Below are 13,445 nucleotides of genomic sequence, written 5' to 3'. Positions count from 1 at the left end.
GTCCTCGACCCGAAGCGATCGCCTGGCTCAATCCATCGGTCGAGTCGGATCCCAGTTCGGCCTCCGCGAACGCGAGTTCGTCGATGGCGACCCGGATGCGCTCATCACAGGCGAACAGGGCCGATCCAGCCCGCTTCGCCAAGTCTGCGTCGTGGACCTCGAGTTCGTGCGCATCGCGTCTGCGCCTGACCCCGAACCAGGCCATGCTCCATCATAAGATCGCGACTCAGGGCCCGCCATCGTGCGTCGCGAGCCGCCGGCGCGGCGGCGCGGCGGCGCCGACCCCGGCAGGATCGTAGCGGTGCACTCCGCTCGGGAGGAGAATGGAACGAGTCGGCCGCGCCCGCGTGTCTCGCCGCCGCCCGCGGCCATGCCCCGATCACGGAGGCCGTGATGTCGACCACACCGCCTGAGCACGAAGTACCCGCGCCGGACCTCGAACAGACCGAGCAGCCCGCCCCGCCGCAGGCCGCCCTGCCGCAGCCCGCCCCGCCTCCTGCGCGGCCGAACATCCATGTCTCGGCACTCATCGTGTGGCTCACGATATTTCCGCTCGTCGCCATCGTCGGCATGCTGTCGGAACCGTTCACGAGGGGCTGGCATCCCGTGCTGCGGGCCTTCGTACTCACGCTCATCGTCGTGCCGATCGCGGCCTACTGGGTCATGCCGATGATGTTCAAGGGGTATGCCGCGCTCGAACGTCGGCGCGCGGCGCGGCACGCGGCGAAGCGCGTGACCTAGGCGCGCGGCGCCGCCCGCGTCGGTGCCGCTTACAGGAGAGGAACCCGCCGCTCGAGCTCGTCGAGCACGTAGACCTGCGTCGCCGTCGCCCGGTAGAGACGGAAGGGTGCCGTGCCGGTGACGTCGTCACGAGTCCAGCTGCGGAGGCCCTGCGCCACCGACCGGGTGTCGAACACGGCGAGCGCGGCATCGAGCTCGTCGTCGGGCAGCTCTCCGGCGACGCCCTCGACGTAGACGGCGATCGCACTGCCGACGGCGACCGTCGAGTCGAAGATCGCGAGCGCGACCTCGGGACGAGCGGCGATGTTCTGGGAATGTCGCGTCGCGAAGCGGGAGACCCAGACGAACTCGCGCAGGTCGTCTTCGGCGAACCAGACCGGCGTCGCCCGGGGCGCGCCCGAAGCGTCTGCGGTCGCGAGGGTCAGGTACGTGTTGGCGTCGACGACGCGGCGGGCGGCTTCAGCAGGTGATGAGTTCACGTCTGAGGGCATGTTCATGGGTATCAGCTCTTGGGTGATGCCGTAAGAGGGAGTGCGCGGGTCCGTGGTCTCGATACGCTCCTTCGTCGCTGCTCGACCGACGAGAGGCCGACGGGTGGTCTCGATACGGCGCTGCGCGCCTACTCGACGACGAGCGTCAGGCGAACGCCGGCTCGGGCTCTGGCGAGGCATCCACCGTGTCGAGGTCGGCCGGCTCTGCGGCATCCAGGGGGTTCGCGAGCTCGTCGCGGCGCATGCGGGCCGCGACGATCGCGACGACGCCGATCACGAGCGGGGCGACGCCGGCGATGAGGAACACGACGGGCAGTCCCACGAGCTCGCCCGCGGGGCCGGCGATCGCCATCGACACCGGCATGAACGCGAGCGAGACGAAGAAGTCGAGGCTCGAGACGCGTCCGAGCATCTCGGGCGGGACCCGGCGCTGCAGCAGCGTTCCCCAGATGACGACGCCGCCGTTGAACGCGGCGCCGACGGCCAACGCGGCGAGCGCCATCACCCACGGCTGGTCGGTCAGGCCGAACACGAGCAGCGGCAGGCAGCCGAGCCCCCACAAGAGGTTCATGACGGTCAGGTACCGGCGCGGCAGCCGCAGGGATGCCACGACCATCGACCCGACCGCGCCGCCGATGCCGAACGCGGCCAGCACGAGCGCGTGGCCCTCGGGGCCGGCGCCCGCGACATCCTTGATGACGAACGGCACGAGCACCTCGAACGGCCCCATGATGATGAGGATGAGCAGCGACGCGAACGCCAGGGTGCCGAGCAGCCACGGCGTGCGCACCATGTAGGCGAATCCGTCGCGCACGTCGACGAGCAGGGCGACGGCCGGATGCCTCGTTCCGCTCGCTCGCTCGCCACGCAGCGGCTGGTCGGGAACCCGCTTGAGGCACACCGCTGCGACCACGCCCGTGAGCGCTGCGACCGCGAGCGCCGCACCCGGCGATGAGACCGCGATGAGCGCGCTCGCGAGCGCCGGGCCGCCGGCCTGCATGAGCACCGGGCGCGCCATGCCCTCGAAGCCGTTGGCGGCGAGCAGTTCGTCTTCGGGCACGACGCTCGGCAGCAGCGCCGAGTACGCCGGGTAGTAGAGGCCCGCCATCACACCGCCGACGAGGGCGACGGCGACGAGGTGCCGGATGTCGAGGGTTCCGGCGAGCGCGAGCAGGGCGACCGCCCCGACGCTCGCGGCGCGCACGACCTCGACCGTGATGAGGATGCGCCGCTGCGGAATGCGATCGGCGAGCGCGCCGCCGAGCAGCGTCGTGAGCAGCATCCCGACCGCTGACGCACCGGCGACGAACGACAGCTCGGCCGCCCCGCCGCCGATGGCGACGATCTGCCAGACGAGGGCGACCATCCAGATGCCCGCGCCGATCATCGATGCGACGAGCGCGGCGGCGAGCCACCGGTAGGCGGGGTTCCGCAGGGGGCGGAGGGCCCGAGGTGCAGTCATGATCGTGCTCCTTGCCGAGAGTTCGGATGCTTCGTGAAGCAGGCGCTTCTACTCATGCGTCGAACGGGCAGGGTCGAGATCGACATCCGTCGGTCGAGGGGGCGCGCAGCGCCGTATCGAGACCACGCCGGCCTGCTCAGGGCGGGTCTCGATACGCTCCTTCGTCGCTCCTCGACCGGCGCGGTCGCGCGTTTCCGGACGGCGCTCCGCGCGTCCTCAACTCATCGAGATGACGACCTGCGGCGCCGGGCGATCAGGACGAACAGGAGGCCACCGCCGAGGAGCACGGCTCCGAGGGCGATCGGCACGCCGATCGCGAAGCCCGTGCTGGCGAGCGGGTCGTCGTCGCTCGTGGCCGGCGGCGGGTTCTCGCCCGACGGCGGGTTCCCAGTCGGGGGGTCGCCGGGCCGGGGAGTCGACGTGACCGTGCCGAGGTAGTGCGACCAGTCCTCATCGGTCACGACCGCACCGGCCACCGGGCCGCCGTCGACGTCAGTGGTCTCCGGGCCGGTGCCGACCACGGTGCCGAGGTTCGCGTACTGGCCGATGACGGCGGTGCCGGTGGCGACGCACGTGAACGACGCACCCGGCTCGAGCGGCCCGGCGACGACGTTGCTCCCGGTGCCGTCGCAGTCGATGCCCGAGGCATCCACCCGGTCATCGGTCACCGCCACGTCGGTGAGCGGCACGTTGCCGGTATTGGTGACGACGTACGTCCACTCCACATCGCCGCCGACGGTGATGCTCGGGCCGGTCGGCTCGTCCGCGTCCTCGCCGTTGGTGGCCTTCTCGATGTCGACGGCCGGGGCGACGCCGAAGTAGTGCGACGGGTCCTCGTCGGTCACCTCCTCACCGGCGACGGTCTCACCGTCGACATCGGTCGTCTCCGGGCCGATACCCGTCACGGTGCCGAGGTTCTCGTACTGCCCCGGCGTCGCCTCACCCGTCGCGACGCACGTGAACGACGCTCCCGGAGCCAACGGCCCGGCAACGACGTTGCCACCCGTGCCGTCGCAGTCGATGTCCGCGGCGTCGACCTGGTCGTCGGTCACCGTGACTTGGGTGAGGTCGCTCGTGCCGGTGTTGGTGACCACGTACGTCCAGCGCACGTCGCCGCCCGCGGCGACGAGCGGGCCGGGCGACTCGTCGGCATCCTGGCCGTTCGTCGCCTTCTCGATGTCGACCGCGGGCTCGACGCCGAAGTAGTGCGACGGGTCGTCGTCGGTCACGGTCTCCCCCGCGACGGTCTCGCCGTCGACATCCGTGGTCGCCGGACCGATCCCGGTCACCGAGCCGAGGTTCGCGTACTGTCCGACGATCGCCGTGCCGGTCGCCGTGCACTCGACGGACTCGCCCGGCTCGAGCTCGGCGACGACGTTGCCGTCGCCGCCCTCGCAGGTGATGTCGTCGGCGTCGACCAGGTCGTCGGTCACCGTCACGTCGGTCAGCACGACGTTGCCCGTGTTGGTGACGACGTAGGTCCAGCGCACCTCGCCGAACCGGTTCACGATGGGACCGGTGGGCTCGTCGGCGTCCTGGCCGTTCGTCGCCTTCTCGATGTCGATGGCGGGCTCGACGCCGAAGTAGTGCGACGGGTCGTCGTCGGTCACGGTCTCGCCCGCGACGGGCTCGCCGTCGACGTCGGTCGTCTCGGGGCCGATACCGGTCACGCTGCCGAGGTTCTCGTACTGCCCCGCGGTCGCCGTGCCGTTCGCGACGCACGTGAACGTGTCACCGGGCGCCACCGGACCGGCGATGATGTTGCTCCCGGTGCCGTCGCAGTCGATGCCCGAGGCATCCACCCGGTCGTCGGTCACCGTCACGTCCGTCAGCGGCACGTTGCCGGTGTTCGTGACGACGTAGGTCCACCGCACCCCGCCCCCGACGGTCACGTTCGGGCCGGTGGCCTCGTCCGCGTCCTGACCGTTCGTGGCCTTCTCGATGTCGACCGCGGGGGCGACGCCGAAGTAGTGCGACGGGTCCTCGTCGGTCACCTCCTCGCCGGCGACGGTCTCACCGTCGACATCGGTCGTCTCCGGGCCGATGCCCGTCACGGTGCCGAGGTTCTCGTACTGCCCCGGCGTCGCCTCACCCGTCGCGATGCACGTGAACCACGCTCCCGGAGCCAACGGCCCGTCGACGACGTTGCCACCCGTGCCGTCGCAGTCGATGTCCGCGGCGTCGACCTGGTCATCGACGACCGTGACGTCCGTCAGCGGCACGTTGCCGGTGTTGGTGACCACATACGTCCAGCGCACCTCGCCGCCTGCGGCCACGACCGGGCCGGTGACCTCGTCCGCGTCCTGGCCGTTGGTCGCCTTCTCGATGTCGACCGTGGGCTCGATGCCGAAGTAGTGCGACGGGTCCTCATCGGTGACGGTCGGCCCGGCCACCGCGTTGCCGTCGACATCAGCTGTCTCCGGGCCGGTGCCCGTCACCGTGCCGAGGTTCGCGTACTGCCCGGGGCTCGCCTCACCCGACGCGACACAGGTGAACGTCTCGTCAGGGCCCAGCGGACCGGGCACGACGTTCGAACCGGTGCCGTCGCAGTCGATGTCGGCCGCGTCGACCTGGTCGTCGACGACCGTGACGTCCGTCAACGGCACGTTGCCCGTGTTCGTGACCACGTACGTCCAGCGCACCTCGCCGCCGACCGTCACGAGCGGCCCCGTCGGCTCGTCGGCGTCCTCACCATTGGTCGACTTCTCGATGTCGACCGCCGGCGTCGCACCGAAGTAGTGCGACGGGTCATCGTCGGCGACCGGGGTACTGGTGGGGTCCAAGGCCGTGACGGACCCCAGGTTCTCGTACTGCCCCTCGGTCGCGGTGCCCTCAGCGACGCACGTGAACGACCCACCGGGCGCAAGCGGCCCGACCACGATGTTCGAGCCGGTGCCGCCGCAGTCGATCGCCGCGGCATCCACCCGGTCATCGGTGACGGTCACGTCCGCAAGATCCACCCCGCCCGTGTTCGTCACCACATAGGTCCACCGCACCACACCGCCCACCGCCACGTTCGGGCCGGTCGGCTGATCGGCATCCTGCCCGTTCGTCGACTTCTCGATATCGACCTCGGGCTCGGGCATCACAGCCAGATCGATCGTGAAGTTGCTGAACTCGTCGGGGATGAGGGGGTTGGTGAGACCCGCGACGTCGTCGCCGAGCGCCCCGTTCGCACCGGTCAGGAACCCGCGGGTGTCACGCACGTACGAGAGCGTGACCGGCGAGCTGCTGAGGCCCGTGGCTGCGGGATCGGCGGCGGCGGTGTTGTTGTTGTCGCCGCGCTCGTTCACGGCGTTGGCGGCGCTCGACCCGGCCGTGCGCACGACGGTGCCGGCGAGTGGGCCGCCCGGAGCGAACATCGAAGCCGGGATGTGCACGGTGTACGTGCCGGCCGGGACGGCCTCGGAGACCCAGCGGCCCGTCGCGTCGGTGACCTCGGTCGAGACGATCTCGCCGTCGGCGTCGAGGACCTGCACCGTCACGCCGGGAATGCCCTGCTCGCCGTCGTCGAAGCGCCCGTCGCCGTTCTCGTCGAGCCACACGAGGTCACCGACCGTGAATCCGGGCATGACGACGTACGGCTCGTTCGACAGGAGCGGCTGGTTCGGGAACGTGCCCGAGTAGATCTCGGCGCGGTTCACGTAGACGTTGTCGAGCTCGTTGCTCGTCGACACCATGGGAATCAGCGCGCGTACGCGCGTGCCGGTGCCGAGTGCGGTGCTCGAGACGAAACGCACCGCGGTCACGTCGCCGATGTCGGCGATCTCGGCCGCGGTCTGCCACAGCCCGCCCGGTGCCGCGGGGTCGGCGTTCGCGGGGTTGCGCGGGTCGTGGTTGATGGTCGACGGGTTGGCGGTCGAGTAGTACCAGGTGCCGGGCACGTTGCCCGTGCCGCCGCGGACATAGGTCGGCGCGGCGAGCGGGTCCGTCAGCTGCGAGAGGCCCTGGTAGTCGGACGCGTACTGGCCGCGCGCCGAGCCGGCGGCCGGATCGGCGTCGCCGTTCCAGGGCAGCACGTCGATGAGATCGGTCGGCAGGAAGGAGATGACCGTCGAGGTGTTCGCCCAGTCCAGCGACCAGGTGTAGGTCTCGCCGTTCGCCACGAGCGCCTTGTCGACGTTCTTCACGAGCCCCAGCTGGCCCGACCCGGTCGCCGTGGTGGTCGCGGTCGCCGTCGGGGAGTTCTCGGAGTTGTCCGCCAGCGCCCGCACCTGGTTCACATAGGTGTCGCCGGGCTGCGCCACCGTCTCGAGGGTGGCGCACAGCTGCAGCGCGGTCGCCCCCGTGCGGATCCAGTAGTTGGCGGCCGTGGCCGTGACATCGCCGAGGATGAACGTGACCTCGCGGGTCGCCGCGTTGTAGCTCACGGTGACGCCCGCCGGAAGCCGGGATCGGGTGCACGTCGAGTTGTACGTGAGCCCCAGCGGAACGGTGTCGACGAGACGGATGTTCTCCATCACCGCGCCGACCTCGGCGTTGTTGAGACCCACGCTGAGGTTCCAGATCGCGTCCTGCCCGGGCAGGTAGGTCGCCTGGCCGACCGACTTCGCGACGATGAGCTGCATGCCCTGGTAGCGGACCTCCTTCTGCATCGTGGCCCACTGGTCACCGCGGGGACCCGCCGACCAGCCGCCGACGTTCGAGAGCCGGACGCCGGTGAGCAGCGGCTTGCCGGCATCGGGCCCGCCGTTGTACACGCCGCGCGCCTTGAGCATGGTGCGCAGCGTGAGGGCGAACGCGGCGTGCTGGACGTAGTCGGTGTCGATGGGGCGCATGCGCACCATGTTCACCTTGTTGCGCCAGTCGGACCCGAACTGCGCCGGGTCGGTCACCCAGGGGCCGTCGTACTCGCGACAGTCCGTCGCGTCAGCCACGAGCGACGTCCGGTCGACCGGGTACAGCCCGCCCGATGCGGGGCCGGCCTGCGTGTCGACCGCGTTCGACCCGACGGCGTACTCGATCACGTAGTCGCTCTGGGTGATGCCCGACGAGGTCGACCACCCGAGGCGATCGAGCTGGAACACCGACACGTCGAACGCGTCGCACACCGTGGGATTGTCGACCGGGAATCCGAGGGTGTCGGGCGCACCCGGCGCCTGCACGCCGTTGGGCGGACCGGTCGTGGCGCCGAGGAGGACGCGGTCGGCGCCGAGTTCGACGATCGACTGCACCTTCGTTCCGGCGGCGACCGTCGCGTTGTCGGCCCACTGGTTGCCCGCCTCGGTCGCGTACGACTTGCGACCGCTGAGCGGCAGGTTCGCGGTGAGCTGCCGCGAGACGTCACGCCACGCGAGTGACCCGTTCGCCTCGATCTGCGGCCATGCACCCGTGTTGTTCAGCAGCACCCCCTGCGGGATGTCCTCTCCCGCGTTGGGCCCGCCGTTGTACTGCCAGCGCGACTGCAGCGGCAGGTACAGCCCGAGGGTGAAGGGGCCGACCTCGACGTGGCCGGCGTTCACCGGCCTGGCCCGCACCATGTTGACCTCGTCGCGCCAGTCGGCTCCGAAGGTGGCGGCGGGGTCGGTGGTCCAGGGGCCCGGGTAGTCACGACAGGCCCGGGCATCGGTCACGTTCGCCGTGTTGTCGAGCCCGTTGCCGACCCCGGTCTGCGTATCGACGTCATTGGTGCCGACCGCGTACTCGATGACGTAGTCGTTGCGATCGAAGTTCGGGTTGGTCGGGTTCGCCTGCAGGTGCGGGTTCGGGTCGGCGCCGGTGACCGGGGTGAGCGGGTTGCCCGACACGCGCCACACCGAGACGTCGAACACGTCGCACACCGTCGGGTCGGTCAGCGAGATGCGGTTGGTGCTCGCCGTCGTCCAGACGTGCGAGTTCACGACGTCGCCGAGCGAGAACTGGTTCCAAGCGGTCAACCCGCCGGCGAGCGATTCGTACTGCTTGTCGCCGCGCAGGGTGCCGCAGTCGCTGACGGTGCTGCGCACGTTGAACGTGCGGGTGACGACGTTGTTGCCGGTCGCGGTCGTGCCGTCCCACCCGGGTTCGAGTCCGGTGTTGTTGATGAGCCAGCCGCCGGCGGTCCAGCCGTCGGTGTCGGTCGCCTCGTTGCGCACCGAGATGGTGTCGTTCACGTTCGCACGGCACGGGTCGGGGATGGTCGGGGTCGGGACGAAGAAGAACGCCTGCCACGTGTTGGTCTTGGTGTTGTTGCCGTTCGCGTTCGGCGTGAAGCTCATGTCCCAGCCGTCTGCGGGCTGCACCCCGGTCTCGCATGTCGGGGTGCCCGTGTTGAAGTTTCCGGAGTGGCCCAGGCAGCCCGTGAGCACGGCACCCGGGTACTGCGGCATCACGTCCTTGAACGCGATGCGGTCGATGTTGCTGCTGAGGATGTTGCCGTTGGACTCGCTGACCGTGAACTGGTACGCCACGTTGAAGCCGGGCACTGCGGGGGTGGCGGGGTTGTTGTCGAGGTCACGTTCCTGGAACGACGGATTCCCCGTGTTGGTCTTCGACAGGTCCCACCGGGGCTCGGTGATGTTGAACTGGCGCGCCACGACGTTGTCGCCGCTCGCGGTCGTGCCGTCCCAGCCGGGCTCGTACCCCGGCCCGACACTGCCCGGAGGATCGTTGAGCTGTCCGCCGATCATGTGCCAGCCGTTGGTGTCCCGGATCTGGTTCTCCCACGAGACCGTTCCCGCCGGCGGCGTGTCGCCCGGCTGCCAGTCGGGGTCGACAGACCGGTATGCGTCGGCGGTGGGTACGAACACGCCGACGAGGATGCGGGTGTTCTCCTGCCGCGAGGTCGACGGCTTCGACGCCGTCATGTTCCATCCGGTCGTCCCGGCCGCCTGGTTGAGCGGGCAGGTGACGCTCCAGTCGGATACCGCGACGTCGTTGCCCGGAATCCTCGGCGAGCAGCTGAAGAGCACGGCGTTCGGGAACTTCGTCATCCGGTCGGTGAACGAGATCGGCCACTGCAGGTCGGATCCACCGATCGCACCCATGACGTTGATGAGATCGATCCAGTAGTAGTGGTCGAACCCGGGGGTGGCGACGCCGTTGACGGTGCGCGTGGCCCGGATCGGCCCGTTCTGCAGGAACTTCTTCGCCTCCCACTGCGCCGTGCCGGTCACCTGGACGACAGGGCCCGAGACCGTGTTCGACGGCGCCGCGTCATCCTGCCCCGCATAGGCGGACGCCGTGACCGACGCGAAGCCCGGGATCGGCGTGTCGTCGGCGAAGCGGTACGCGAGCTGCACCGTGCCGACGTTCGACGACATCGACCCCAGGTTGCAGACCACGGTGATCGAGCCGTTCGCGTTCGTCGTCGCCGACGACGGCGGGTTCGCCCCGTTCACCGCCGCGAGGCATCCCGCAGGCAGCCCGTTGGTGCCGGGGCCGGCCAGCTGGAGCCGGGAGTCGGCGACATCGCTCGGGTCGTCGGGGTTCGAGACCGGGTCGATCGTCATCTCGATGACGACGTTCGGCACGCTGACCCCGGTGGGGAGGCCCGTCAGCGACACCGAGTAGTTCTGCAGCACCGTGTCGCCGACGCGCACGATGCAGTTGGCGGGCCCTGTGTCCAGTCCGGGGCCGTCCGTGGCGTCCCACGGGGGCGTGCCGGTCGTCGCGTACGTCTCGCAGGAGTTCGGAATCTGCAGCCGTTCGGTCTGCAGGGTCGCCAGCGGCTGCAGCCCCGCGTCCAGACTGGTCGCCTGCGTCGCGCCGGCGATCGTGATCGGACCGGTGATGCCGCGCTCGGGACTGCCCACCGCCGGCACGCCCGCACGGGTGAATACGTTCTGCCCCTGCGCGGTGGCGGGAAAGACGAACGGCCCCGGCGCGGTCGCCCGCACGTAGTAGCTCCCGTCGGCGACGTTCGCGAAACTGTACCTGCCGTTCGCGCCGGTGGTCGTCGTGCTGACCACGGGGCCGGTCGGCGACGACAGCAGCTCGACGGCGACCCCCGGTTTCACGGCCTCGTCGGGGGTTCGCACGCCGTCGCGATTCACGTCCGCCCACGCCAGCCCGCCCACGAGGCTGCCCGGGCCCGCGAACGCCGGCTGCGGTGCGACCAGCACCATCGCCAGCAGGCTGACGGACGTGATGACCACCACGACCGGGCGAGGCCAGGAAGCCACCCACCGCTTCGTGCGCCGCGTGTCGACCGATGACATTCGGAACCCCCTCCGAGATGACGTTCGGATCCCCCTCCGAACCTTCGCACGGGCTTCGCGGGAAGCACCGGGCGCTCGTTCGCCGATCCTGCCGGTGGACGCCGCTCGCGACATCACGCGGTCTAGGTGAAAGACCGGCACGACCCCCAGCGAGGGGGGAGCCACTCCCCGCCGTGGGCGAGCCCCACCGCGGCCCGCGCAAGTTCCCCCTGTGCGCGGGCCGCGGCCGAGGCATCCGTCGCGGGTATCGAGGCGGCGCGTCGCGCCCCCTCAACCCGCTGAACCCTCAGTCGCCCTTGACGTTCACGATCTGCCGCAGCGTGTGCCGCACCTTCACGAGCGGGGCCGCGTCGGCCATCACCCGGTCGATCGGCTTGTACGCCTGCGGGATCTCGTCGATGAACGCGTCGGTGTCGCGGAACTCGATGCCCACCATCGCCTCACGCAGCTGCTCGTGCGTGAACGTCTTGCGGGCCTTCGACCGCGAGTACTCCCGGCCGGCGCCGTGCGGCGACGAGTTCAGCGACATCGTGTCGCCGAGGCCCTCGACGACGTACGACGCGGTGCCCATCGAGCCCGGGATGAGCCCCGGCCGACCGACGTCGGCCTGGATGGCGCCCTTCCGCGACACCCACACCCGCTTGCCGAAGTGCTCCTCGCTCTCGGTGAAGTTGTGGTGGCAGTTGATGCGCTGCCGCTCCTCCACCGGGGTGCCCACCCACTCGGAGACCTGCCGGATGACCCGGTCCATCATCTCCTCACGGTTGAGCAGCGCGAAGTGCTGCGCCCACCTGAGCTCGGCGATGTACCGCGTGAACTCGGGCGAGCCCTCGACGAGGTAGGCCAGGTCGGGGTTCGGCAGCTCGATCCACCACTGCTTCGCGAGCCGCTGCGCGATCTTGATGTGGTGCTGCGCGATCTTGTTGCCCACGCCCCGGCTGCCCGAGTGCAGGAACAGCCACACCCGGTCGGCCTCGTCGAGCGACACCTCGATGAAGTGATTGCCGCTGCCGAGCGTGCCGAGCTGCTCGCGCCAGTTGCCCGCGTACCGGGCCGGGTCGAAGCCCTTCGCCTCGGCGAGGGCCTCGAGCTCGGCGACGCGCGGCTCGGCGGTCGCGACGATCTTGCGGTTGTACTTGCCGGCCGAGAGCGGGATCGCGCGCTCGATCTGCTCCCGCACTTCCCTGCGGCCCTCGGGCAGGTCGGATGCCTCGAACTGCGTCTGCACCGCGATCATGCCGCAGCCGATGTCGACGCCGACGGCCGCGGGGATGATCGCACCGAGCGTCGGGATGACCGAGCCCACCGTGGCCCCGAGGCCGAGGTGCGCGTCGGGCATGAGCGCGAGGTGCGGGTAGATGAACGGCATCGTCGATGAGACGCGGGCCTGCTCGACGGTCAGCTCGTCGAGCAGGCTCGCCCACGAGACGAGCCGATCGGAGATCTTCTCCATGGTCCTTTCCTGTCTGGTTGAATTGCGTCGGCTCCGCGTTGCGGGGCCGACTTCGAGTTCCTCGGGCCCGAGGGTCTCGTCGCGCGCAGACAGAGAAACACCCCGGGCCTCGAGCGGCACGGGGTGACGGATTCGCGAGTGGTCGCGGGCGTCAGGGTGCCTGGTCGAGAAGCTGGTCGAGTTCACGGGTGAACCCGCGCTGGGCGGGCTGGTTCGCGGGCTCGACGAAGGCCGGCTTGTTCGTGCGCTGCAGATGCACGCTCATGGCCGCCTCCATTCCAGATTCCGGGGATGCCGCGCGGTCGGCGCGGCCTTGGCACACTAGCGGGGTTTCGGGGCAGGGGTCAACACCGGGTCGACGCCATGGCATCACCGCGCGACGGCGACGGTGCGCATCGGCAGCGTCGGAACGAGCACCTCGAGGTAGGCGACCGTGTCCTCCCAGCCGTTCACCGCATGACATTCGACGCCCATGGCGAGCACCGGGTAGTCATTGCCCTGCTCGTCGAGCCGGTCGCCGACGAAGAGCATGTCGCCGAGCGGGATTCCGGTCTGCTCTGCGAGTCGGGTCATGCCGTAGGCCTTGTCGATGCCGCGGTCGGTGATGTCGACGGAGGTCGAACCTCCCGAACGCACCTCGAGGTCGGGCAGCAGGGCTGCGGCGGCGCTGCGCAGGGCGTCCTTCTTCTCACCGGTCGGGTCCCACGCCGACTTCGCAGCGACGGGTGCCTGCTGCCCGAGCGCGGAGAACGTGATCTGCGAACCCCGGTCCTCCAGGATGTCGCCCCAGGTGCGTGTCTCCCACAACCCGAGCCGGCGCGCTTCGGCCTCGACGACGGCGAGCGCACGCGACTTCTGGTCGTCGGTGAGGGGATGCAGGTAGACCTCGGCGACCCCCTCGATGCCGACGCGGTAGTACTGGGTGCCGCAGGCGGGCAGGAGGTGGAAGTGCGAGAGCCGCTCAGCCGCGGCGTCGGGGAGCCGGTCGATCACCTGCGACCTGAACTGGCCGAGTTGCCCGCCGGAGATGATCGCGACCTCGACGCGGTCGGCGAGCTCGAGCAGGAGCTCGCCGATCGCGGGTTGGATCGCCGTCTTCGAGGGCGCGAGCGTGTCGTCCAGGTCGAAGGCGACGAGGCGCGGGGTCGGCATCGGGCGTC

6 protein-coding genes are annotated in these 13,445 nt (G+C 70.1%); 1 reads left to right on the top strand and 5 read right to left on the bottom strand.

Features of this window, described 5'->3' with window-relative positions; translation table 11 throughout:
- The first annotated feature begins 393 nt into the window (after positions 1–393).
- The gene (locus tag PX701_RS01935) at positions 394–741 is read left to right on the top strand and encodes a putative antibiotic biosynthesis monooxygenase (RefSeq protein WP_275505319.1); all 348 of its coding nucleotides are present in this window, start codon (positions 394–396) and stop codon (positions 739–741) included.
- Between the two features lie 29 nt (positions 742–770).
- Here the strand turns inward: PX701_RS01935 and PX701_RS01930 are convergent, their stop codons facing one another.
- From PX701_RS01930 to PX701_RS01910, 5 genes are all read right to left on the bottom strand, one after another.
- Positions 771–1,238 carry a pyridoxamine 5'-phosphate oxidase family protein gene (locus PX701_RS01930; RefSeq protein WP_275505318.1) on the bottom strand — a complete coding sequence of 156 codons (468 nt, stop codon included), beginning with the start codon at positions 1,236–1,238 and terminating at the stop codon, positions 771–773.
- 139 nt (positions 1,239–1,377) lie between these two features.
- Entirely contained in the window at positions 1,378–2,694 is a 1,317-nt protein-coding gene (locus tag PX701_RS01925) for an MFS transporter (protein WP_275505317.1), read from the bottom strand.
- A gap of 221 nt (positions 2,695–2,915) precedes the next feature.
- Complete coding sequence (locus PX701_RS01920) at positions 2,916–10,796, bottom strand: DUF7507 domain-containing protein (protein ID WP_275505316.1); 7,881 nt, start codon at positions 10,794–10,796, stop codon at positions 2,916–2,918.
- A gap of 322 nt (positions 10,797–11,118) precedes the next feature.
- Positions 11,119–12,285: an RtcB family protein gene (locus tag PX701_RS01915; RefSeq protein WP_275505315.1), complete on the bottom strand. Its 1,167-nt coding sequence runs from the start codon at positions 12,283–12,285 to the stop codon at positions 11,119–11,121.
- A gap of 369 nt (positions 12,286–12,654) precedes the next feature.
- Positions 12,655–13,437: an HAD-IIB family hydrolase gene (locus PX701_RS01910; protein ID WP_275505314.1), complete on the bottom strand. Its 783-nt coding sequence runs from the start codon at positions 13,435–13,437 to the stop codon at positions 12,655–12,657.
- Between the last annotated feature and the right edge of the window lie 8 nt (positions 13,438–13,445).

Origin of the sequence: Agromyces chromiiresistens, assembly GCF_029167465.1 — a bacterium.
GTDB classification, from domain to species: Bacteria; Actinomycetota; Actinomycetes; order Actinomycetales; family Microbacteriaceae; genus Agromyces; species Agromyces chromiiresistens.
This window is presented reverse-complemented; position numbering and strand designations above follow the sequence as displayed.

Excerpts from the sequence above, each read along its gene's own strand:
- PX701_RS01935 (WP_275505319.1), top strand. The coding sequence starts at position 394 with ATGTCGACCACACCGCCTGAGCACGAAGTACCCGCGCCGGACCTCGAA.
- PX701_RS01930 (WP_275505318.1), bottom strand. The coding sequence starts at position 1,238 with ATGAACATGCCCTCAGACGTGAACTCATCACCTGCTGAAGCCGCCCGC.
- PX701_RS01925 (WP_275505317.1), bottom strand. The coding sequence starts at position 2,694 with ATGACTGCACCTCGGGCCCTCCGCCCCCTGCGGAACCCCGCCTACCGG.
- PX701_RS01915 (WP_275505315.1), bottom strand. The coding sequence starts at position 12,285 with ATGGAGAAGATCTCCGATCGGCTCGTCTCGTGGGCGAGCCTGCTCGAC.
- PX701_RS01910 (WP_275505314.1), bottom strand. The coding sequence starts at position 13,437 with ATGCCGACCCCGCGCCTCGTCGCCTTCGACCTGGACGACACGCTCGCG.